We start from the raw sequence: 23,490 nt of genomic DNA on the forward strand, positions 1-23,490 counted from the left end.
CCGCTTGATCAATTCCGAAAGACCTCAAACTTATCCATCAAAACCTTCCCAATTTACAGCCATCCAGCGGCATCAATTGGCTAACGTGGCTGCACAACGACGCCCGATGATAGAATGCCTCCATACTTCTCTCCGAGCTACCGACGCTAATGTCATCCGCAAGCCCCGATAAAAGGCGCTCGTTCACGCGCCGCTTCTCCGTCGCTCCGATGATGGACTGGACCGACCACCACTGCCGCTACTTCATGCGCAAGCTCTCAAAGCATGCCTTGCTCTACACCGAGATGGTCACCACCGGCGCCTTGCTGCATGGCGACCGCGAGCGGTTCCTACGGCATGATGAAACCGAGCATCCGTTGGCGTTGCAGTTGGGTGGCAGTACGGCGGCGGATCTGGCTGCGTGTTCGCGTCTGGCGGAAGAGGCAGGGTATGACGAGGTCAATCTGAACGTCGGTTGCCCGAGTGACCGGGTGCAGAACAACATGATCGGTGCGTGCCTGATGGCGCATCCTGCGCTGGTGGCGGATTGCGTCAAGGCGATGCGCGATGCGGTTGGTATTCCGGTTACGGTCAAGCACCGGATCGGTATCAATGGCCGTGACAGCTACGCCGAGTTGTGTGATTTCGTCGGCAAGGTTCAGGAGGCGGGTTGCCAGAGTTTCACGGTTCACGCGCGTATCGCGATTCTCGAAGGGCTTTCTCCCAAGGAAAACCGCGATATTCCGCCACTGCGTTATGACGTAGTGGCGCAGTTGAAGTCTGACTTTCCTGACCTGGAGATTGTGCTCAACGGCGGCATCAAGACGCTAGAGCAGTGCAGTGAGCATTTGCAGTCGTTCGATGGCGTCATGCTGGGGCGTGAGGCTTACCACAACCCGTATCTGTTGGCGCATGTCGATCAGCAGTTGTTCGGCAGCACGGCGCCGGTCATCAGTCGTTACGACGCGTTGGAGTCGATGCGGCCGTACATTGCGGAGCACATTGCCAGCGGCGGCAATATGCACCACGTCACCCGGCATATGCTCGGTCTGGGCCTGGGTTTCCCTGGTGCGCGACGCTTCCGGCAGTTGCTGTCGGTTGACATACACAAGGCCGAAAACCCGATGCTGTTGCTGGATCAGGCCGCGGCGTTTCTGCAGGGGCATTGATCGCATGTGCCGTGAATTGATCTGAGTTGAGCCGAATCAAAGGAAACGCTTATTCCAGTAGCGGCGTTATCGGGCTGCGGTTATGTTGAGCGCATAACCCAACAAGGAAAACGCCCATGCACAAAGTTCTGGTTCCTTTCGACGGCTCCGAGCACGCCATGCGTGCCTTGGGCTATGTCATCGAGTTGTCTGGTGAACTCACCAAGTCGCTCGAGGTACATATCCTGAATGTGCAGGCCAGCCCCATCGATTACAGCCTTTATCTGGCTCCCGACATGATTGATGGCGTCAAAGCCGGCTTGACCAATGAAGGCAAGCGGGTGCTGGCTGATGCGGTTGCATTGTTGACTGCTGCTGGTGTGCCGTTTCAGGCCCACGTCGATCTGGGCAACGTGGCAGAACAGGTCGAGGCTGAGGTTCAGCGGCTCGGCTGCGACGCCGTGGTCATGGGCACCCGCGGGCTCGGTAACTTTGGCGGCCTGCTGCTGGGCTCCGTGGCCACGCGGGTGATCCACGAAGCATCGGTGCCGGTGACGCTGATCAAATAATCACTGCTGCGCCAGCGTTCGCGGCTGGCGCAGCAGCTCGATATTTTCCGCAGGCACCAGCTCGCGCAGCGATTTATACAGTGCGCGGGTTTCCAGCAGGTTCCAGATGCGCAGCATGGTTTCCAGGGCATCCAGCGGCTTGCTGATGAAGTCCCGCGCGCCCAGCGCCAGTGCGCGCAGGCGGGTATCGCGTGTCGCGTCGGCGGTCAGCACCATGATCGGCAGGTAGTCATTGGCCGGTATGCGCCGGTTGAGCTGCTCCAGCACCGCAAAGCCATCGAATTCGGGCATGTGCAGATCGAGCACAACCAGGTCGGGCTCGAAGCTGTTGAACAGATCCAGCGTGCGCAACGGCTCGGTGCTGCTCAGGACGTTGGTCAGCCCCTCGCGGGCAAGCAGTTGCTCCATCAGATCGAGGTTGGGCCGTTGGTCATCAATGATCAGAATGCGAAAGTCGCCGGTCATGTGGGCTCCGGTAAATACTGGTCCAGGAGGGCAAGAAACACCGGCACCTGGATGGGTTTGATCACAATGGCCGTGGCTCCGGCCTGTTTCAGTTCGCGATGGGCTTTATCACTGGTGTCGGCAGTGATCATCAGCACCGGTGTGTGAGCAGTAGCCGGCAGGCGTCGCAGACGTTGCAGCACCTCAAGCCCCTTGATGTCCGGCAGGCTGAGGTCGAGAAGAATCAGCTGTGGCGCATGCTGGCGCGCCAGATCAAGCCCCAGCTGGCCCTGCATGCTCGACAGCAACTGGATACCCGGTCTGCGTTGCAGCAGCGTTTCAATCAAGGCCATGCTCGACAGATTGTCTTCGATGCACAGCAGCTTGCCATGATAGGCCGGGCGGGCAGGCGAGCGGACATCCGGCGTTATCTCGAGAGCAGTGTCAGCTTGACGCGGCGGTTTGGCGGCGGGCGGCTGCACCCGCACAAGCGGCAGCGCGAGTATGAACCGGCAGCCCTCGTCCGGTGTGTTCTGTACGGACAGCGTGCCGTGCATCATCTCCAGCATGCTTTTGCTCAGCGCCAGTCCCAGCCCGGTGCCTTCGACGCTCGGGTTGGCGTCCAGCCGCTCGAACGGCTTGAACAGCTGTCCGATACGCTCCGGCGCAATCCCGTAGCCGGTGTCCACTACGCTGACCGTCACCTGCTCGGTAGTCTGCTCGATTTCAATCCGCACCTGGCCAGCGGGCCGATTGTATTTGATCGCGTTGGACAGCAGGTTCAACAACACCTGAATCAAGCGCTGTCGGTCAGCGACCACGCCGATCTCGTCAGGCAGATTCGGCAAGGGCTTCAACTCGATATTGGCGTCGGCAGCCATCGGCGAGACCAACACCAGCGCTTCTTCAAGCACGCTCGACAGGGATACGGGCTCGAGGACCAGGGAAACATGCCCGGCTTCGATTCTGGCGATATCGAGTACTTCATTGATCAGCTTCAGCAAATGCTGGCCCGCTCGCAGAATATGACCGATTTGCGGGCGCTGGCTGGCGGGCGAGTCCATGTCCAGCAACTGGGCAAAGCCCAGAATCGAGTTCAGCGGTGTGCGCAGTTCATGACTCATGCGCGACAGGAATTCACTTTTGGCCCGGCTGGCGCGTTCGGCTTCCTCACGCGCAGTACCCAGAGCAATTTCGGCAACGCGACGATCACTGATGTCACGGGTGATCTTGGAAAAACCGCGCAGCTCGTCATTGCTGTCGTATTGCGCGGTGATCACCACACTGGCCCAGAAACGGCTGCCGTCCTTGCGTTGGCGCCAGCCTTCCTCGGTATACCGGCCGTTGACGGTGGCCTCATGCAATGCCATGTCGGGGTGTTGCGGACATTCCTGCTGCAGATAGAACACAGAAAAGTGCTGGCCGATGATCTCTTGTTCCGTGTAGCCCTTGATACGCTCGGCTCCTGCGTTCCAGGTGGTGATGTAGCCATTGCGGTCCAGCGCGAAGATGCCGTAGTCCTTGACCCCTTCGATGATCAGCCGCAAACGCTCCTCGTTGTCGCGCAGTGCGCGTTCACGTTCGGCCAGCAGCTGGCCGGCCTCGACCAGACGAGTGCCGAGCTGGCCGATCTCGTCCTTTTCAGGCGGTTGGGGCAGCAGCGGATGCCCGAGCGCCAGACGCTGGGCGTTGCGCTGCACCTGATGCACTCTGGCGACGATGCCTTTGGACAGCATCAACACGGCAAGAATGGCACCGAAGATGCCGCAGGCTGCGGCCAGCAGAGTCGATAGCAGCAGGCGCTCGCGAGTGGCTGCCGCAGCCTCGGTACGTTCGGCGAGCAGCGCGTCTTCACGCTCGCGCATGATGCCGATGCGTTCGCGCAACTGGTCGAGCACGTACTTGTTTTCGATCAGGATGCGGGCGACGGTTTCTTGATCTTGCCTATCCATCGAGCGCAGTTTTTCCAGGCCTTCGACCTTGGTGTTGATCAGCGGCTCGATGGCTTTCAGGTGTTCGCGCATCTGCTCGTCACGCACATTGGTGTTGAGCCGGGTCAGCGCCGCCTCGATCAGCGGTTGCGCGTTGAGGTAGCCGGGCAGGAAGTCTTCCCGGTGAGTCAGCAGGTAGCCACGTACGCTGGCCGCACCTTCTGCGATCTGCGTATGAAGGGTCTGAATGTCGCCTTGCACAAGCAGCACGCGCCTTACGTCCTCCTCTGCCTGAGCGGTCTGGCGCTCGGCGATATAGATCAGCACCAGCGAGAACATGAGAATCGCCAGTGGCAGCGAAATGGCCACCAGCGCCTTGCCGCGTAGCGGAAGGTCTTCCCAGCGACTGCTGGAGTTTGCGGTCATTGCCAGTCGCTCGTTGATTGGCTCACCAGCCCCAGCGCCACACCGCGTACCGCCGCCTGAGTGCGGTCCGAGGCGCCGAGTTTGCCGATGACCTTTTCCACGTGGGCCTTGGCCGTGCCGGTGGTGATGCCAAGTTTTTCGCCGATTTCCCGATTGCTGAAGCCGCCCGCCACCAGCCCGAGCACCTGGCGTTCACGCGGGGTGAGGGTTTCCGGCAGGGCTGCGCCACTGGTATTGCGTTCGGTCATGCGCCGCAGCAGGCGCGCGCTGACGGCGCTGTTCAGTGCTTCTTCACCACGCGCCACGCGTTGCAGGCCGTCGATCACTTCGTCGCGGCTGGCATCCTTGAGCAGATAGCCCACCGCGCCCGCGCTGATGGCGGCTTCCAGGTGATCGGTGCTGTCGTCCATGGTGAAAATCACCACTTTCAGATCCGGCATGCGCTGCTGGAGAATCCGCGCAGCGCCCAGCCCGTTGAGCACCGGCATACGGATGTCGAGGATGGCGATGTCCGGTTGCAGCTCCTGGCACAGATCGATGGCTTGCTGGCCGTCGGCCGCCTGACCGACCACTTCGAACTCCGGATGCCCCGCCAGCAGTGAGACGAACCCGGTACGCGTCACTTCATGATCGTCCGCCAAAACCAGTCGTACAGTGTCAGTCATGTCATTGCCTTGTCTGCGGTAAAAGGAACGATGGCGCGCAGTCGGGTGCCGTGCCCGGGCCGACTGACGCAGGTCAGACGGCCGCCGAGCAGGCTGGCGCGCTCTTGCATGGCCACCAGGCCCAGTTTCTGCACGCCTTTGTCATTGAACGGTTTTTGGGTGACGAAACCACTGCCGTTGTCTTCGAGCAGCAGTGAAATGTGCTCTTCACTCAGTTCCAGAGCCAATTCTACGTTGCTCGCAGCGGCGTGTTTGAGCACATTGTTGATGCCTTCCTGGGCAATACGGAACAGGGCGATTTCCAGGTGGCTGGGCAGGCGGGTCAGGGAGCGCGACTGCCAGTGCACCGCGATTCCGGCTTCGCGCAACCGGTCAGCTTCCTTGTCGACCGCCTGCAGCAGGCCGAAATCGTCCAGCACGCTTGGCCGCAAGCCACTGATCAGTTGGCGACCTTCGCCCACGCAGTGCTGCGCCAGCTTGAGAATGGCCTGCAGATCGGCGTCCAGCGGCTCAGGCAGATCAGGACAGCGACCGGCAAAACCCTGCAGCCGCTGGTGCAGCCCGGCCAGGGTCTGGGCCAGCCCATCATGCAGGTCGTAGGCCACGCGTTTGCGTTCATCTTCCTGAGCGGTGAACAACTGGCGGACCAGCTCGGACATGGTCTGTTCTCTGACCACCAGCGCATCAAGCAGCCGATTGTTCTCCAGGTGTGCCGCCAGCAACGTCGCCAGCAATTGCAGCGACTCGATGTCCTCATTGTCCGGCGTATTGATGCCCACGCTGTTGGCCAGCAGCAGGGTGCCAAAAGAGCCTTCGTCGGCGCCGCGCAACGGTAACAGCAGCATGCACGGCAGGTCGGCATCGGGCCGCTCCAGCCACTGCGGGCCGATGGCCAGCGGGTCGGCAGCGGTCTCAAGTGTCGCCAGGCGTTCTGCACTGCCATGACGGGCGGTGGTCTGCACACCGGTGTCGGCGCTCCATTCCAGCAGCAGGCCATGGTCCATCGCCACGAATGCGCACGCGCGTTGCAGCACGCGCTGGCGCATGGCCTGAGGTGGCAGATGGGTCAGCTCCTGGCCGGTATCCACCAGCAGGCGAAGCCGTGCGGCACGGCTTTGCGACTGGCGATACTGGTTACGAATGGCCAGTGCGCTTGCCGGATCATGGGGGGGGCTTTGCATGGGATGCTCCAGCGAGGGTTGATGCCCGCGCGGGCATAACAGAAGTAAGGCTATTAGAACTGTATCAGGAGGTGAAGCCTATCTGCCGATCGGCATACACAGTTAACCCCGGTTGGCCGATGGCGAGCCGTGGCGGGGAGGGCAAAGTGGCACTCACTGAATCCCTGAACAGATCCCCGTAGGAGAGTAGCGATGAAAATGAAATTGACCGCCCTGGCCCTGTTGCTGGCTGTGAGTGCGCCGATGGTCCACGCCGCCGCCGAGCCTTCCGGCTACACCTATCGCATGGTGGCCGAGACCCCAAGCAACGTGAACGACAAGGAGATCGCCAGTCTGTTCGACCGCTGGAACAAGGCCCTGAAGACCGGCAGCTCGCAGACTGTGGTGTCGCTCTATGCACCGGACGCAGTTCTGCAGCCGACCGTTTCGAACAAGGTCCGGGCAACGCCTGCGGAGATCAAGGACTACTTCGATCACTTCCTGGCGCTCAAGCCGGCCGGTGAGATCAACTACCGGGAAATCCGCCGCCTGGGTCCGGATGCAGCGGTGGACAGTGGTGTCTACACGTTCACCCTGACCGCCGCTGACGGCAAGAAGAGCACAGTCCAGGCGCGCTATACCTTTCTGTACCACCGCGTCGGCAACGAGTGGAAGATTCTCAACCACCATTCCTCGGCGATGCCGGAAGTACAGCCCGAGTATCAGGTCAGCCGCTGATCTGTTATCCGCCAGGCGGAAAACAAAAAATCCGGAGCCAGTGCTCCGGATTTTTTTGCCTGTCTGAACCGCTCGCTGTCAGGCTTCGGCCTGTGCGCCATTGACCTTGCGGCAATGAATCAGCGCATCGCGAATCATGAAGTTGACCAGCGTCGGCGACACACCCAGTTCCTTGGCAATGTCCTTTTGCGGCACGCCGTGCAGGCGGTACATCTCGAATGCATAGCGAGTGCGGGGCGGCAGCTCGGTCAGGGCATCGGCAATTTTCTCCAGGCTGGAGAAGTTGATGTGCGAGATTTCCGGCGAGGCACCTTGAATCACCACGTTCAGCCCCTCGGCCTCCGGGCCGGTGTATTTCTGTTCGAGCGCCTGTTTGCGGTAATGATCGATGGCCAGGTTGCGCACGATCTGAAACAGGTAACTGAGCTGGGCCTTGAAGGTCAGCGTGGCCTGAGGTGCCGAGCGCAGTCTGAAAAAGGCATCCTGCACGACGTCTTCGGCGCGCGAGCGACAACCCACGATGCGGGCCGCAATCTTGACCAGCAGCAAGTAGTTATCGACGAAGGCCTGGAGTAAGGGTGAGTCGCACTTACTTGTGATTACGTGTTCCGTCATGGAATTCACCTTGCTGCTTCAACAATGGAGGGGAGGGCCGCATGGAGGGGCAGCACCGTCACATGGGGCGACAAATTAGCCTTAATGATAATTATTGTCAAATGCGAAATCCAATCAGTGCACTTTAAAAGGGCGCTTTCATCGGGCCTGTTCTCGCTGCGTGCATCCGCCTAATTATTTGCAGACGCCATCCGTTCTCATTGGTGACAGGCCCGACCACGGTTGCGGCCAGGGAATACCTCAGGAGAACCCCATGCGTTCCGATCACGCGCATCGCCGCCTTTACATCCGCACCCACAGACAGGCGGTTTCGATATGAGCACGCCGGTGAGCCTGACGCTGTTCTGTCTGCCTTATTCCGGGGCCAGCGCGATGTTCTACAGCCCTTGGCGGCGCAAATTGCCGGAGTGGCTGAACGTGCGCCCGCTGGAGCTTCCCGGTCGTGGCATGCGCATGGACGAGCCCTTGCAGATCGACATCGTGCAACTGGCCAATCATCTGGCCGACGAAATCAGCGCCGAGCTGGACAAGCCCTATGCGTTGTTTGGCCACAGTCTGGGCGGGCTGCTGGCCTTTGAGCTGGCGCACGCCTTGCGCGAGCGCGGTCTGCCCGCACCGCTGGCGCTGTTCGCATCAGCGACTGCCGGTCCGGTGCGCCGCGATGTCAGCGAATACGTCGCCGCCAAGACCGATGCGCAACTGATCGACCGGCTGCGCACGCTCAAGGGCACCGGCGAAAACGTCATCGCCAATCAGGAACTCATGCAGTTGATGCTGCCGATCCTGCGCGCCGATTTTCTGCTCTGCGGCAGCTTTGTGTACGGCAGGCGCGAGCCGCTCAGCGTGCCGATCCATGTATTTGGCGGCAAACAGGACAGCATCAGCGTCCAGGAACTGCTCGACTGGCAGGAAGAGACCCGCACCGGATTCTCTCTGGACATGTTCGAGGGCCATCACTTTTATCTGGTCGACGAGCAAACACAGCTGCTCCGCCTGCTGCGGCGCTATTGCGAACAGCACCTGGCCCGCTGGCGCAACAGCACCTCACGGCAAATGAACCGGGCCGCCGGTTGACCCTGTTTGCCTCGCGCGCGGCCTCTCTGCAGGGCGCGCGTCTTTTTTGAAATTCAGATTTTATCTGGCACGCCGAATCTAGCAGGAACCCCATCATGGATGCGTTTGAACTCCCCGACACTCTGGCTCAGGCTCTTCAGCGTCGCGCCTTGCACAGGCCGGATCGGCTGGCGCTGCGTTTTCTCACCGATGAGAAAGACCAGGGCCTGGTGTTGACCTACCGTGATCTGGACCTGCGCGCGCGGACCATCGCTGCTGCGTTGCAACGTCAGGCCGTGCCGGGGGATCGGGCGATTCTGCTGTTCCATAGCGGGCCGGACTATGTCGCGGCGTTCTTCGGCTGCCTGTATGCCGGGGTCATTGCCGTGCCGGCTTATCCGCCGGAATCCAACCGTCGCCATCACCAGGAGCGCCTGCTGTCGATCATCGCCGATGCCGAGCCGCGTCTGCTGCTGACCGGTTCCGATTTGCAGCCGGCCTTGCTGCAGATGGACGAGTTGACCGCCGCCGATGCGCCGCCACAGCTCTGTGTCGACACGTTGCCTGCTGCCCCGGCACGAGACTGGCAGGGCCCGCAGTTGCAGGCCGACGACATCGCATTCCTGCAATACACCTCGGGCTCGACCGCGCTGCCCAAGGGCGTGCAGGTCACGCATGGCAATCTGGTCGCCAACGAGTTACTGATCCGCCACGGCTTCGGCATCGACCTCAACCCGGACGACGTGATTGTCAGCTGGCTGCCGCTGTACCACGACATGGGCCTGATCGGCGGCTTGTTGCAGCCGATTTTCAGTGGTGTCCCGTGCATCCTGATGGCCCCCGCGTACTTCCTTGCCCGGCCATTGCGCTGGCTGGAAGCCATCAGTGAATACGGCGGCACCATCAGCGGTGGGCCTGACTTTGCCTACCAGCTGTGCAGCGCACGGGTCAGCGAGTCGGCGCTGGAGCGTCTGGACCTGAGTCGCTGGCGCGTGGCGTATTCGGGCTCCGAGCCGATTCGCGAAGACAGCCTGAGGGCATTTGCCGAGAAATTCGCCAGTTGCGGCTTCACGCCTGACAGCTTCATGGCGTCCTACGGCCTGGCCGAAGCGACGCTGTATGTGGCCGGTGGCAAGCGCGGCAAGGGTATTCCATCGTTGCGCCTGAATGCGCAGGCGCTGGCGCGCAACGTCGTAGAACCGGGCGACGGTCAGCCGGTCATGAGCTGCGGCACAGGCCAGCCAGGGCATGGCGTACTGATTGCCGACCCGGCCAGCCTGCAGGTGCTCGACGAAAATCAGGTTGGCGAAGTCTGGGCCAGCGGGCCGAGCATCGCCCACGGCTATTGGCGCAACCCTGAGGCCACCGCCAAGGCATTCGTGCAGCATGCCGGGCAGACCTGGCTGCGCACCGGCGACCTGGGTTTTCAGCGTCACGGCGAGCTGTACATCACCGGTCGCTTGAAGGACATGCTGATTGTTCGTGGCCATAACCTGTACCCGCAGGACATCGAAAAGCTCATCGAGAGTGAGGTGGATGTCGTGCGCAAAGGCCGTGTGGCGGCGTTTGCCGTCACTCAGGACGGTAACGAAGGCATCGGCATTACTGCTGAAATCAGTCGCAGCGTGCAGAAAATCCTCACGCCCGAAGCGTTGATTAAAATCATCCGGCAGACCGTGGCCGAGGCGTTTCAGGAAGCGCCGAGTGTCGTGGTGCTGCTCAATCCGGGCGCGCTGCCCAAGACCTCCAGCGGCAAATTGCAACGCTCGGCCTGCCGCACGCGTCTGGCCGACGGCAGCCTGGACAGCTACGCGGTGTTCCCCGCGAGCGATACCACTCTTTCAGGCTGTGCCCCAAGCAGCGGCTCGGACCTGCAAGCGCAGATTACCACAGTCTGGTGCGAGCAGTTGCAGTGTGAGCAGGTCAGTGCCGACGACCATTTCTTCCTGCTGGGCGGCAACTCGATTATCGCGACTCAGGTGGTGGCCCGCCTGCGCGAAACGCTGGGGATCGACCTGAACCTGCGACTGCTCTTTGAAGCGCCGACGCTGGCGGCCTTCGCGGCGCAGGTCGAAGCGCTGCAGGTCGCCGCCTTGCAAGGCGACAGCCAGACGCAGAGCGCCATCGCCCGATTGCCCGGCAACGAGCATCTGCCACAGTCCATGGCCCAGAACCGCCTGTGGTTCCTCTGGCAGCTCGATCCGCACAGCAGCGCCTACAACATTCCCGGTGGGCTTCACTTGCGCGGTGAACTCGACAGCACTGCATTGCGCACCAGCTTCCAACGCCTGATCGAGCGTCATGAATCGCTGCGTACGCGCTTCTACGAACAGGGCGGTGTGGCCCTGCAACGTATCGACGCGTCCAGTGAATTCCACCTCGACACCCTCGATATCAGCGATCTGCCCAGCACCGAGCGTCAGGCACGGGCCGTGGCAATTCGCGAACAGCAGGCGCGTCTGCCGTTCGATCTGCAACATGGTCCATTACTGCGCGTCACGTTGTTGCAACTGGACGAAGAAGAGCATCAATTGCTGGTCACACTGCACCACATCATTGCCGATGGCTGGTCGCTGAATGTGCTGATCGACGAGTTCTCGCGCCTTTATGCCTCGGCCGTTCAGGGCCAGACCCTGGAGCTGACACCGTTACCGCTACGTTATGCCGATTACGGTCAATGGCAGCGCGAATGGCTGGCGAACGGCGAGGCCGAGCGCCAGTTGGCTTACTGGCAGCAGCAACTGGGTGATGAACAACCGGTACTGACGCTGAACACCGACCATCCGCGTTCGGCCCGTCAGCAGCACAGCGCTTCGCGCTACAGCCTGCGCTTGACTGCCGAACTGAGCACCGCCGTGCGCAACACCGCGCAAGCCTGGCAGTCGACGTCGTTCATGTTCCTGCTGGCAGGGTTCCAGACCCTGTTGCATCGTTACAGCGGGCAAGCCGACATTCGTATCGGTGTGCCCGGCGCCAATCGGCCACGCCATGAAACCCAGGGCCTGATCGGCTTCTTCATCAACACCCTGGTGCTGCGCGCAGAGCTGGACCCGCGTCTGCCATTCTCGACCCTGCTGGCCCAGACCCGGCAGGCGGCGCTTGAAGCCCAGGCCCATCAGGACGTGCCGTTCGAGCAACTGGTCGAAGCGTTTCCGCAGGCGCGCGAGCACGGTCTGTTTCAAGTCATGTTCAACCATCAGCAACGCGACCTCGGCGCACTGCGTCGTTTGCCGGGGCTGCTGGCCGAAGAGCTGCCGTGGCACAGCCGCGAGGCCAAGTTCGATCTGCAACTGCACAGCGAGGAGGACCGCAATGGTCGCCTGACGCTGTCTTTCGATTACGCTGACGAACTGTTCGAGCACGACACCATCGTCGCCATGGCTCGGCACTATGTACGGCTGCTGACGCAGGTCAGCCAGCAGGCACAGCTCGCGCTGGGTGATGTGCAACTGCTCAGCGCCGAGGAGCAGGAGCAACAGGCGCAATGGAGCGCCGCGCCTTGCGCAGCGGCCACGTTGTGGTTGCCTGATCTGCTGGACCGCCAGGCGCGGCAGACCCCGGAACGTATTGCGCTGGTGTGGGAGGGGGGCAGCCTCGACTTCGCCGGCCTGCACACGCAGGCCAACCGCCTGGCGCATTACCTGCGCGACAAGGGCGTTGGTCCGGACATCAAGGTGGCGATCGCCGCCGAGCGTTCGCCGCAGCTGTTGATCGGGCTGCTGGCGATCCTCAAGGCGGGCGGGGCGTACGTGCCGCTGGACCCGGACTATCCGATGGATCGACTCGCCTACATGCTCCAGGACAGCGGGGTCGAACTGCTGTTGACCCAGAGCCATCTGCTGGGCGACCTGCCGAGCGCCGAAGGCGTGTGCACGGTCGCGATGGATAGGCTGCACCTGGACAACTGGCCGGTCAGCGCGCCGCGTCTGAACCTGCACGGCGACAACCTGGCGTACGTGATTTATACCTCCGGCTCGACCGGTCAGCCCAAAGGCGTCGGCAACACCCATGCGGCACTGGCCGAACGCCTGCAATGGATGCAGGACACCTACGCGCTGGATGAAAGCGACGTGCTGATGCAGAAGGCACCGATCAGCTTCGACGTCTCGGTGTGGGAGTGCTTCTGGCCACTGATCACCGGCTGCCGTCTGCTGCTGGCAGGCCCTGGTGAACACCGCGACCCGCAGCGCATCGCGCAGCTGATCAACGCGTATTCGGTCACCACGCTGCACTTCGTGCCGCCGCTGCTGCAACTGTTCATCGATGAGCCGCTGGCGCAACAGTGCAGCAGCCTGCGTCGTCTGTTCTCTGGCGGCGAAGCATTGCCCGGCGAGCTGCGCAACCGGGTGCTGGAGCAACTGCCCGGCGTACAGCTGCACAACCGCTATGGCCCGACTGAAACCGCGATCAACGTCACCCACTGGCAGTGCCGGATCAGCGACGGCCTGCGTTCGCCGATCGGCCGTCCGCTGGGCAATGTGCTGTGCCGGGTGCTGGACAGCGAACTGAATCCGCTGCCACGCGGGGTGGCCGGTGAGTTGTGCATCGGCGGCATCGGTCTGGCGCGCGGTTATCTGAAGCGTCCCGGGCTGACCGCCGAGCGCTTTGTCGCCGATCCGCTGGGGCAAGTGGGTGAGCGCCTGTACCGCACAGGGGACCTGGTACGCTGGGGCACTGATGGCGCGCTGGAATACCTTGGCCGTCTGGATCAGCAGGTCAAACTGCGCGGTTTTCGCGTCGAACCACAAGAGATCGAAGCCCGCCTGCTGGCCCAGCCAGGCGTAGGCCAGGCAGCCGTGCTGCTGCGCGAAACCGTTGCCGGGCCGCAACTGATCGGTTACTACACCGCCGAAGCAGGCCAGAGCGTCGAGGCCGAGCGGATCAAGTCGGCGCTGGCCCTGGAACTGCCGGATTACATGGTCCCGGCGCAGCTGGTGCGTCTCGACAGCATGCCCCTGAGCCCGAGCGGCAAGCTGGATCGCCGCGCCTTGCCCGAGCCGCAATGGCAGACCCGCGAGCATGTCGAGCCGCAGACCGATCTGCAAAAACAGATCGCCGCTGTCTGGCGACAGGTGCTGGGTGTGCCGCGTGTCGGCCTGCGCGATGATTTCTTCGAACTGGGCGGGCACTCGTTATTGGCCACGCAGATCATTTCCCGCGTGCGGCAGGCGTGCGACATCGACCTGCCGTTGCGGGCGCTGTTCGAAGCCAGCGAGCTGGGCGCGTTTGCCGAACAGGTTGAGTGCATTCAGCAGTCAGGTGCACGCAGCAGCCTGCAGCCGATTGCCCGTGTCGACCGCAGCCAGCCGGTGCCGTTGTCCTATTCCCAGCAGCGCATGTGGTTCCTCTGGCAAATGGAGCCGGACAGCCCGGCCTACAACGTCGGCGGCATGGCGCGCCTGAAAGGCGTGCTGAACATCGAGTGTTTCGAGGCAGCGCTGCAAGCCTTGATTCTGCGCCACGAAACCCTGCGCACCACGTTCCCGAGCGTCAACGGCGTAGCGTGCCAGAAGGTCAGCGAGCAGTCCGGCCTGTGCGTGCAATGGCAGGACTACTCGACATTGCCCGCCGAGCTTCGTCAGCAGCGCATTCAGGCGCTGGCCGACAGTGAGGCGCACCAGCCCTTCGATCTGGAAACCGGACCGTTGCTGCGCGCGTGTCTGGTCAAGTCGAGCGACCTTGAGCATTACTTCGTCCTGACCCTGCACCACATCGTCACCGAAGGCTGGGCGATGGACATTTTCGCCCGCGAACTGGGACAGCTTTACGAGGCCTTCCTCGAAGGACGACCTTCGCCGCTGGAACCGCTGGCAGTGCACTACCTGGATTACAGCGTCTGGCAACGGCAGTGGATGGAAGCCGGTGAACGCCAGCGCCAGCTCGATTACTGGACCGCACAGCTGGGCAACGAGCACCCATTGCTGGAGCTGCCTGCGGACCGACCGCGTCCGCCGGTGCAAAGCCATCAGGGCGAACTGTATCGCTTCGACCTGAACGCCGACCTGGCCGCGAAAGTTCGTGCATTCAATGCCCGCAATGGCCTGACCCTGTTCATGACCATGACCGCCACCCTGGCGGTATTGCTCTACCGCTACAGCGGCCAGAACGACCTGCGCATCGGCGCACCGGTGGCCAACCGTATCCGTCCAGAAAGCGAAGGGCTGATCGGCGCGTTCCTCAATACCCAGGTGCTGCGCGTGCAGCTTGACGGGCAGATGAGCGTCGCCCAGTTGTTCGAACAGGTTCGCCACACGGTGATCGAAGGCCAGTCACATCAGGACCTGCCGTTCGATCATCTGGTCGAAGCCCTGCAACCGCCACGCAGCGCCGCCTACAACCCGCTGTTTCAGGTGATGTGCAACGTGCAGCGCTGGGAATTCCAGCAGAGTCGCGAACTGCCGGGCATGACCGTCGAGTACCTGGTCAACGATGCGCGGGCCACCAAGTTCGACCTCAATCTGGAAGTCACCGAACTGGATCACCGACTGGGTTGCTGCCTGACCTACAGCACCGATCTGTTCGACGAACCGCGCATCGCGCAGATGGCCGAGCACTGGCTGAACCTGCTGCAGGCGCTGCTCGCTGATCCACAACAACGCCTGAGTGAATTGCCGCTGCTGCAGGACACAGAGCGTCAGCAACTGCTCGACAGCCTCGGCGTCGAAGCGGGTGAGCAGCGGCTCGACCAGTGCATTCACAGCCTGTTCGCCGAACAGGCACAACGGCGTGCAGACGCGCCGGCGCTGACCTTCGCCGGGCAAACCCTCAGCTACGCCGAGCTGGACGCCAAGGCCAACCAATTGGCCTGGATGCTCCGCGAGCGCGGCGTCGACCCGCAGGTTCGCGTCGGTCTGGCGCTGCCGCGCTCGCTGGACATGGTCGTCGGCCTGCTGGCGATCCTCAAGGCTGGCGGTGCCTACGTGCCGCTCGACCCGGAATACCCGCTGGAACGCCTGCACTACATGATCGAAGACAGCGGCGTCGGGCTGCTGCTGAGCGATCGTGCCCTGTTTGCCGCATTGGGTGAGTTGCCTGAGGGTGTTGCCCGCTGGTGCCTGGAAGATGATCAGCCATTGCTGGCGTCCTGCCCAACCTGTGAGCTGCCGTTCATCAACCTGCCGCAGCACCAAGCGTACCTGATCTACACCTCCGGATCGACCGGCAAACCCAAAGGCGTGGTGGTGTCCCACGGTGAAATCGCCATGCATTGCCAGGCGGTGATCCGGCGCTTCGACATGCGCCCTGACGACTGCGAGCTGCATTTCTACTCGATTAATTTCGATGCTGCCACCGAGCGCCTGCTGGTGCCCTTGCTCAGCGGTGCACGCGTGGTGCTGCGTGCTCAGGGGCAGTGGGACGCCGAAGAAATCTGCACGCTGATTCGCCAGCAACAGGTCAATATTCTCGGCTTCACGCCCAGCTATGGCAGCCAGTTGGCGCAGTGGCTGGCAACCCAGGGCCAGACCCTGCCGGTGCGCATGTGCATCACCGGCGGCGAAGCGCTGACCGGCGAACACCTGCAACGTATCCGTGCAGTGTTCCAGCCCGAGCTGTTGTTCAATGCTTATGGCCCGACCGAAACCGTGGTCATGCCGCTGGCCAGCCTGGCCCCGCAGCAACTGGAGGAGGGCGAAGCCAGCGTGCCGATCGGTCGCGTGGTCGGCGCAAGGGTGGCTTACATTCTCGACGCCGATCTGGCGCTGGTGCCCCAGGGCGCGAGCGGTGAGCTGTACATCGGCGGAGCGGGCCTGGCGCAGGGCTATCACCAGCGCCCCTGCATGACTGCCGAACGCTTCGTGGCCGATCCATTCGCCAGCAACGGCGGGCGTCTGTACCGAACCGGCGATCTGGTGCGCCAGCGCGCCGACGGTTTGGTGGAATACCTGGGGCGTATCGACCATCAGGTGAAGATTCGCGGCTTCCGCATCGAGCTGGGTGAAATCGAGACCCGTCTGCTGGAGCATGCAGCGATCCGCGAAGCCATTGTGCTGGCGCTGGACACGCCGTCGGGCAAGCAACTGGCGGGCTATCTGGTCAGCGATGTGGCCGGGCAGGGCGACGAGCAGCAGACGCAATTGCGTGAAGCGCTCAAATCGCACCTCAAGGCGCAACTGCCGGACTATATGGTGCCGACCCACCTGATCCTGCTCGACAGCATGCCGCTGACCGCCAACGGCAAACTCGACCGCCGCGCCTTGCCTGCACCAGACCCGGAACTCAATCGTCAACACTACGTAGCGCCCGCCAGTGAGCTGGAACAGCAGTTGGCGGCAATCTGGTGTGCGGTGCTGAACGTGGAAAAAGTCGGCCTCAACGACAACTTCTTTGAACTGGGCGGCGATTCGATCCTGTCGATTCAGGTGGTCAGCCGGGCGCGTCAGTCGGGCATTCATTTCAGCCCGCGTGATCTGTTCCAGCACCAGACCGTACAGACCCTGGCCGCCGTGGCGACCACTCGCGAATTGATTCAGGCCGAGCAGGGCCAGCTTGACGGTGCTTGCGGCCTGACGCCGATTCAGCACTGGTTTTTCGACACGCCTATCCCCGAGCGTCAGCACTGGAACCAGTCGCTGCTGCTGGAGCCGCTCAGCGCCCTGGACCCGAACCTGCTGGAGCAGGCGTTGCGTGCGCTACTCGAACAACACGATGCCCTGCGCCTGAGTTTCACCGAGCACGAGGGTACGTGGCAGGCAGAACACCGCGCAGTGACCGCCGACACCCTGTTGATTCGGGCGCGGGTCACCGACATGGCCGAATGCGCAGCCCTGTACGCCGACACCCAGCGCAGTCTCGATCTGCAAGACGGTCCGCTGCTGCGCGCCTTGCTGGTCGATGGGCCGCAGGGCCGGCAACGGTTGCTGATGGTGATTCATCACCTGGTGATCGATGGCGTGTCGTGGCGTGTGCTGCTCGACGATCTGCAAAACGCTTATCGTCAACTGCGCGACGCGGCGTCTGTGCGCTTTACGGCGAAGACCAGCGCCTTCCGCGACTGGGCCGCGCGTCTGCAGGCCTATGCAGGCAATGAATCGTTACGTGAAGAACTGCAGCTGTGGCAGCGCCAGCTGGGCGGTCCTGCGACGACTCTGCCGTGCCATAACCCGCAGGGCGGTCAGCAGAATCTGCATGCGCAGACGGTCAGCGTGCGACTGGATGCCGAACGTACCCGGCAATTGCTGCAACAGGCGCCGAGTGCCTACCGAACCCAGGTCAACGACCTGCTGCTGACCGCGCTGGCCCAGGTGGTCTGCCGTTGGAGCGGGCAGCCGTCGACGCTGATCCAGCTTGAGGGTCACGGCCGTGAAAACCTGTTCGATGACATCGACCTGACCCGCACGGTGGGCTGGTTCACCAGCGCCTATCCGCTGCGCCTGACGCCAGCGCCGGCTGCCGATTCGGCACCGGGCGACTCGATCAAGGCGATCAAGGAGCAACTGCGTCAGGTGCCGCACAAGGGGCTGGGCTATGGCGTGCTGCGCTACCTGGCCGACAGTGCCAGCAAGGCTGCCATGCAGGCGCTGCCAGTGGCGCCGATCACCTTCAACTACCTCGGCCAGTTCGATCAGAGCTTCGCTGAAGACGCGCTGTTCCGTCCGCTGGAAGAGTCGCCAGGCGCGGCCCACGACCCGCAGGCGCCGTTGCCCAACGAACTGAGCATCGACAGTCAGGTGTATGGCGGCGAGTTGTTGCTGCGCTGGACCTTCAGTGCCGAGCGCTATGAACCGGCTGCCATCGAAGCGCTGGCACAGGATTACCTGGCCTGCCTGCAGGCGCTGATTGCCCATTGCCTGAGCGATGGCAGCGGTGGCCTGACGCCGTCGGACTTCCCGCTGGCCGATCTGGATCAGGCGCAACTGGATGCGCTGCCGGTTGCTGCGACGCACATCGAGGACGTCTACCCGCTGACACCAATGCAAGAGGGCATGCTGCTGCACACCCTGCTGGAACCGGGCACCGGCCTGTATTACATGCAGGACCGCTACCGCATCAACAGCGCGCTCGACCCAGAGCGTTTTGCCCAGGCCTGGCAGGCGGTGATCGCCCGTCATGAAGCGCTGCGCGCCTCGTTCTGCTGGGATATCGGCGAAACCATGCTGCAGGTCATTCACAAGCCGGGCAGCACGCCAATCGATTATCTGGACTGGCGTGAGGTGCCAGCGGAGCAGCAGGAGCCGCGTCTGCAGGCCTTGCTCAAGTCCGAGCGCGAGGCCGGTTTCAATCTGCTTGATCAGCCGCCGTTCCACCTGCGCCTGATCCGCATCGATGAAGCGCGCTACTGGTTCATGATGAGTAACCACCACATCCTGATCGATGCCTGGTGCCGCTCGCTGCTGATGAACGATTTCTTCGACATCTACACTGCGCTGGGCGAAGGCCGCGATGCGCGACTGGCCCCCGCACCGCGCTATCGCGACTACATCGGCTGGTTGCAACGCCGAGGACTGACGCAGGCGCGTGACTGGTGGCGAGATAACCTGCGCGGCTTCGAGCAGCCTACGCCGATCCCCAGCGACCGGCCGTTCCTGCGTGAACATGCCGGCGACAGCGGTGGCATGGTGGTGGGCGACTGCTACACCCGTCTCGATGAACGCGACGGTGCACAGCTGCGCGAACTGGCGCAGCAGCATCAACTGACCGTCAACACCTTCGCCCAGGCGGCGTGGGCGCTGACCCTGCGGCGCATGAGCGGTGAGCGCGACGTGGTGTTCGGCGTTACCGTGGCCGGGCGGCCGGTGGAACTGCCGCAGATGCAGCGCACGGTCGGCTTGTTCATCAATACCGTCGCCCTGCGTGTCGGCATGCCGGCTGACGACCAGCGTTGCAGCGTTCGCCAGTGGCTCGGCCAGTTGCTGGACAGCAACATGCAACTGCGCGAGTACGAATACCTGCCGCTGGTGACCATTCAGGAAAACAGCGAGCTGCCCAAGGGCCAGCCACTGTTCGACAGCCTGTTCGTGTTCGAGAACGCGCCGGTCGAGGTCTCGGTGCTGGACCGTGCGCAAAGCCTGAATGCCACCTCGGATTCCGGTCGTACCCACACCAACTACCCGCTGACCGCAGTCTGCTATCCGGGCGATGACTTGGGTCTGCACCTGTCCTACGACCAGCGCTATTTCGACGAATCCACCGTGCAGAGGATTCTTGGTGAGTTCAAGCGCCTGCTGCTGGCGCTGGTCGAAGGCTTCCATGGCGACATGGCCGAACTGGCGCTGGTCAGTGAGCAGGAACGCGCTTTCCTGATCGACGGTTGCAACCAGAGTGACCATGCTTACCCGCTGGATAAAAGCTATGTCGAGCTGTTCGAAGCGCAGGTCGCGGCGCATCCGGAGCGCATTGCGGTCAGTTGCCTAGAGCGCCAGCTCAGCTATGCCGAGCTGAATATCGCCAGCAACCGTCTGGGCCATGCCCTGATCGAGGCCGGTGTCGGGTTCGATCAGCCAGTTGCCTTGCTGGCCGAGCGCGGTGTTGAATTGCTCGGCATGATCATCGGCAGCTTCAAGGCCGGTGCCGGTTACCTGCCGCTGGACCCGGCACTGCCGAACTCGCGTCTGAGCGGCATCATCGGCCAGAGCGCCACACCGCTGCTGGTGTGCAGCGCTGAGTGCCTGGAACAGGGCAGGGCGCTGCTCGAAGCACTGCCTGAAGGGCGCCGACCGCAGTTGCGGGTCTGGGAAGACGTGCAGCAGAGCGATTCCGCGCAGCACGATCCTGGTCGCTACAGCGCGCCGGACAACCTCGCTTATGTAATCTTTACCTCAGGCTCCACCGGGCTGCCGAAGGGCGTGATGGTCGAGCAGCGCGGCATGCTCAATAACCAGTTGAGCAAGGTGCCTTACCTGAGCCTGAGCGACCGCGATGTGATCGCCCAGACCGCCTCGCAGAGTTTCGACATTTCGGTCTGGCAGTTCCTCGCCGCGCCGCTGTTCGGTGCTCGGGTGGACATCGTGCCGAACGACATCGCCCGCGATCCGCAGGCGCTGTTGGCGCATGTTCAGGCACAGCGCATCAGCGTGCTGGAAAGCGTGCCGTCGCTGATCAACGGCCTGCTCGCCGAACCGCAGGCAGCGCTCGACGGCCTGCGCTGGATGCTGCCGACCGGTGAAGCCATGCCGCCGGAACTGGCCAGCCAGTGGCTGCAACGTTACCCGCAGATCGGCCTGGTGAATGCCTATGGTCCGGCTGAATGCTCTGATGACGTGGCGTTCTTCCGGGTCGATGCGCAGTCCACTCGCAGCGCTTATCTGCCGATCGGTTCGCCGACCGACAATAATCGTCTGTACCTGCTCGATGATGCGCTGGACCTCGTGCCGCTGGGTGCGGTTGGTGAGCTATGTGTGGCCGGGGCCGGTGTCGGTCGTGGTTATGTCGCTGACCCTTCGCGCAGCGTACCGGTATTCGTACCGCATCCGTTCGGTGCGCCGGGCGAACGTCTGTACCGCACCGGTGACCTGGCGCGGCGCCGCAAGGACGGCGTGCTGGAGTACGTCGGCCGGGTTGATCATCAGGTGAAGATTCGTGGTTATCGCATCGAGCTGGGCGAAATCGAAACCCGTCTGCTGGAGCATCCCGCTATCCGTGAGTCAGTGGTGCTGGACGTCGACGGCCCATTGGGCAAGGTGCTGGCGGCCTACCTGGTGCCGCGCTCCGCGACGCAGGATCATGAGGCCCTGCGTGACGAGGTGAAAGGCCACCTCAAGGCCAGCCTGCCGGACTACATGGTGCCGACGCATCTGGTGCTACTGGAGGCCATGCCGCTGACCCCGAACGGCAAGCTGGACCGCAAGGCCCTGCCGGCGCCGGACGTCAGCCTGGCGCAGCAGGATTACCTGGCACCACAGACGGAAATGGAGCAGCAGCTGGCAACGATCTGGGCTGATGTGCTCAAGGTCGAGCGCGTGGGCATTACCGACAATTTCTTCGAGTTGGGCGGGCACTCGCTGCTCGCGACCCAGGTGGTGACCCGTGCGCAGAAGCGCTTGCAGCGTAACGTGCCGTTGCGGGCAATGTTCGAATTCAACACCGTTCAGGCGTTGGCGCAGCATCTGGAAAGCGTTGGAGGAGCACAGGTCGACGAGCAGAAATTCGACCGTCTGGCGGACTTGATGGCGGAACTGGAAGGGCTCTGATCAGCCTCTCGTCGGTGCGACGGGGCTGCGGATAAAAAACTCGTTACTGGGTGTAAATCCGCAGCTCGCTGGCGCGTTTTCAAAGGACCGAACACACACCTGAGTCGGCATGCGCCGACGCCCATGCTTCAGGTTATTCAAGACTCGTATTGAGGGTTGCACAGATGTCAGTCGCTACCAGGTTTATCGATGATCAGCCGACACGGGTTGCCCCGGCTGCGGCTGAGATGCTCTACCAGTTCGACGAGTCGCCACTGCTGGCCCGGCAGAGTCGCCAGGAGTCCAACGCACGCAGCTACCCGCGGCGCATACCGCTGGCGCTCAAACGCGCCAAAGGTATTCATGTCGAGGACGTCGAAGGGCGGCGCTTCATCGATTGCCTGGCAGGCGCGGGCACCTTGGCGCTCGGGCATAACCATGCGGTGATTATCGAAGCGATCCAGCAAGTGATCACCGACGAGTTGCCGCTGCACACCCTGGACCTCACCACGCCGGTCAAGGACCAGTTCGTTCAGGACCTGTTCGGCCTGCTGCCACCAGCGCTGGCCGATGACGCGAAGATTCAGTTTTGCGGCCCGACCGGTACCGATGCGGTGGAAGCCGCGTTGAAGCTGGTGCGTACCGCCACCGGACGCAGCACGGTGTTGTCATTTCAGGGGGGTTATCACGGCATGAGCCAGGGCGCGTTGAGCCTGATGGGCAGCCTGGGGCCGAAAAAGCCGCTGGGTGCGTTGCTCGGTACAGGCGTGCAGTTTCTGCCATACCCCTACGATTACCGCTGCCCGTTCGGGCTCGGCGGCGAACAGGGCGTGCGCGCCAACCTGCATTACCTGGAAAACCTGCTCAACGACCCGGAAGCTGGCGTGCAATTGCCCGCGGCGGTCATCCTTGAAGTGGTGCAGGGCGAGGGCGGAGTGATCCCTGCTGATCTGGACTGGCTGCGCGGCGTGCGGCGTATCACCGAAAAGGCCGGCGTGGCGCTGATCGTCGATGAAATCCAGAGTGGTTTCGCGCGCACCGGCAAGATGTTTGCCTTCGAGCATGCCGGAATCATCCCGGACGTGGTGGTCATGTCCAAAGCCATCGGCGGCAGCTTGCCGTTGGCGGTTGTAGTCTATCGTTCCTGGCTGGACACCTGGCTGCCGGGCGCACACGCCGGGACGTTTCGCGGCAACCAGATGGCCATGGCTACCGGTTCTGCCGTAATGCGCTATCTTCAGGAGCACTCTATTTGCGAACACGCGACAGCCATGGGCGCGCGGCTGTCCGGGCATTTGCGTGCCTTGCAGCGTGACTTCCCGCAACTGGGCGATATTCGCGGGCGCGGGCTGATGCTCGGTGTCGAGCTGGTCGACCCGTCCGGTGCATGCGATGCACAGGGTCATCCTCCGGTATTTGCGCGTCTGGCCCCGCTGATCCAGCGTGAATGCCTCAAGCGCGGGCTGATTCTGGAGCTGGGTGGGCGACATGCCAGCGTGGTACGTTTTCTGCCACCGCTGATCATCACCGCCGAGCAGATCGACGAAGTGGCAGAGATCTTCGGTCGCGCGTTGAATGCCGCTGTCGCCCAGGTTTAATTTTTCGACGTAGTGATACGTTCAATCCCTATAGCTGCCATGAATTGGCACGGCAGCC

The 23,490-nt window shown here is 62.6% G+C and carries 11 protein-coding genes; 6 read left to right on the top strand and 5 right to left on the bottom strand.

Going from position 1 to position 23,490, the window contains the following annotated elements; all coding sequences use genetic code 11:
* The first annotated feature begins 149 nt into the window (after window positions 1-149).
* Window positions 150-1,148: a tRNA dihydrouridine(20/20a) synthase DusA gene (dusA, locus tag PI739_RS04720; RefSeq protein WP_271351518.1), complete on the top strand. Its 999-nt coding sequence runs from the start codon at window positions 150-152 to the stop codon at window positions 1,146-1,148.
* 116 nt (window positions 1,149-1,264) lie between these two features.
* On the top strand, window positions 1,265-1,696 hold the full coding sequence (locus tag PI739_RS04725; protein WP_003371651.1) for a universal stress protein: 432 nt from the start codon (window positions 1,265-1,267) through the stop codon (window positions 1,694-1,696).
* Here the strand turns inward: PI739_RS04725 and PI739_RS04730 are convergent, their stop codons facing one another.
* Genes PI739_RS04730 through PI739_RS04745 form a run of 4 tightly spaced genes read right to left on the bottom strand, consistent with a single transcriptional unit; the run spans window position 1,697 to window position 6,343 of the window.
* Window positions 1,697-2,161: a response regulator gene (locus PI739_RS04730; protein ID WP_003406975.1), complete on the bottom strand. Its 465-nt coding sequence runs from the start codon at window positions 2,159-2,161 to the stop codon at window positions 1,697-1,699.
* Window positions 2,158-4,497, bottom strand: coding sequence for an ATP-binding protein (locus tag PI739_RS04735; protein WP_271351519.1), 2,340 nt, complete (start codon window positions 4,495-4,497; stop codon window positions 2,158-2,160). The genes PI739_RS04730 and PI739_RS04735 overlap by 4 nt, the downstream gene beginning before the upstream one ends.
* Window positions 4,494-5,162 (bottom strand): response regulator, encoded by a 669-nt coding sequence (locus tag PI739_RS04740; RefSeq protein ID WP_003371654.1) that lies wholly within the window; start codon window positions 5,160-5,162, stop codon window positions 4,494-4,496. Before PI739_RS04740 ends, PI739_RS04735 begins: the two co-directional genes overlap by 4 nt.
* Window positions 5,159-6,343 (bottom strand): sensor histidine kinase, encoded by a 1,185-nt coding sequence (locus PI739_RS04745; RefSeq protein ID WP_096128568.1) that lies wholly within the window; start codon window positions 6,341-6,343, stop codon window positions 5,159-5,161. Before PI739_RS04745 ends, PI739_RS04740 begins: the two co-directional genes overlap by 4 nt.
* 192 nt (window positions 6,344-6,535) lie before the next feature.
* Between PI739_RS04745 and PI739_RS04750 the strand changes: the two genes are divergently transcribed.
* Complete coding sequence (locus PI739_RS04750; protein ID WP_003371658.1) at window positions 6,536-7,060, top strand: SgcJ/EcaC family oxidoreductase; 525 nt, start codon at window positions 6,536-6,538, stop codon at window positions 7,058-7,060.
* Window positions 7,061-7,138: 78 nt separating this feature from the next.
* On the opposite strand, the gene PI739_RS04755 is transcribed toward PI739_RS04750, so the two are convergent.
* Window positions 7,139-7,675, bottom strand: coding sequence for an RNA polymerase factor sigma-70 (locus PI739_RS04755; protein WP_003319375.1), 537 nt, complete (start codon window positions 7,673-7,675; stop codon window positions 7,139-7,141).
* 315 nt (window positions 7,676-7,990) lie between these two features.
* Between PI739_RS04755 and PI739_RS04760 the strand changes: the two genes are divergently transcribed.
* The 3 genes from PI739_RS04760 to PI739_RS04770 all read left to right on the top strand — a co-directional run bounded on the left by PI739_RS04760 (window position 7,991) and on the right by PI739_RS04770 (window position 23,432).
* Complete coding sequence (locus tag PI739_RS04760; RefSeq protein WP_271351521.1) at window positions 7,991-8,749, top strand: thioesterase II family protein; 759 nt, start codon at window positions 7,991-7,993, stop codon at window positions 8,747-8,749.
* 95 nt (window positions 8,750-8,844) lie between these two features.
* On the top strand, window positions 8,845-21,855 hold the full coding sequence (locus PI739_RS04765; protein WP_271351522.1) for a non-ribosomal peptide synthetase: 13,011 nt from the start codon (window positions 8,845-8,847) through the stop codon (window positions 21,853-21,855).
* Between the two features lie 164 nt (window positions 21,856-22,019).
* On the top strand, window positions 22,020-23,432 hold the full coding sequence (locus tag PI739_RS04770; protein WP_058415952.1) for an aspartate aminotransferase family protein: 1,413 nt from the start codon (window positions 22,020-22,022) through the stop codon (window positions 23,430-23,432).
* Window positions 23,433-23,490 lie beyond the last annotated feature (58 nt).

Origin of the sequence: Pseudomonas cerasi, from assembly GCF_027983475.1 — a bacterium.
GTDB lineage: Bacteria > Pseudomonadota > Gammaproteobacteria > Pseudomonadales > Pseudomonadaceae > Aquipseudomonas > Aquipseudomonas cerasi.

Coding starts and splice junctions, on each gene's coding strand:
- dusA (WP_271351518.1), top strand. CDS start 150: ATGTCATCCGCAAGCCCCGATAAAAGGCGCTCGTTCACGCGCCGCTTC.
- PI739_RS04725 (WP_003371651.1), top strand. CDS start 1,265: ATGCACAAAGTTCTGGTTCCTTTCGACGGCTCCGAGCACGCCATGCGT.
- PI739_RS04730 (WP_003406975.1), bottom strand. CDS start 2,161: ATGACCGGCGACTTTCGCATTCTGATCATTGATGACCAACGGCCCAAC.
- PI739_RS04735 (WP_271351519.1), bottom strand. CDS start 4,497: ATGACCGCAAACTCCAGCAGTCGCTGGGAAGACCTTCCGCTACGCGGC.
- PI739_RS04740 (WP_003371654.1), bottom strand. CDS start 5,162: ATGACTGACACTGTACGACTGGTTTTGGCGGACGATCATGAAGTGACG.
- PI739_RS04745 (WP_096128568.1), bottom strand. CDS start 6,343: ATGCAAAGCCCCCCCCATGATCCGGCAAGCGCACTGGCCATTCGTAAC.
- PI739_RS04750 (WP_003371658.1), top strand. CDS start 6,536: ATGAAAATGAAATTGACCGCCCTGGCCCTGTTGCTGGCTGTGAGTGCG.
- PI739_RS04755 (WP_003319375.1), bottom strand. CDS start 7,675: ATGACGGAACACGTAATCACAAGTAAGTGCGACTCACCCTTACTCCAG.
- PI739_RS04760 (WP_271351521.1), top strand. CDS start 7,991: ATGAGCACGCCGGTGAGCCTGACGCTGTTCTGTCTGCCTTATTCCGGG.
- PI739_RS04765 (WP_271351522.1), top strand. CDS start 8,845: ATGGATGCGTTTGAACTCCCCGACACTCTGGCTCAGGCTCTTCAGCGT.
- PI739_RS04770 (WP_058415952.1), top strand. CDS start 22,020: ATGTCAGTCGCTACCAGGTTTATCGATGATCAGCCGACACGGGTTGCC.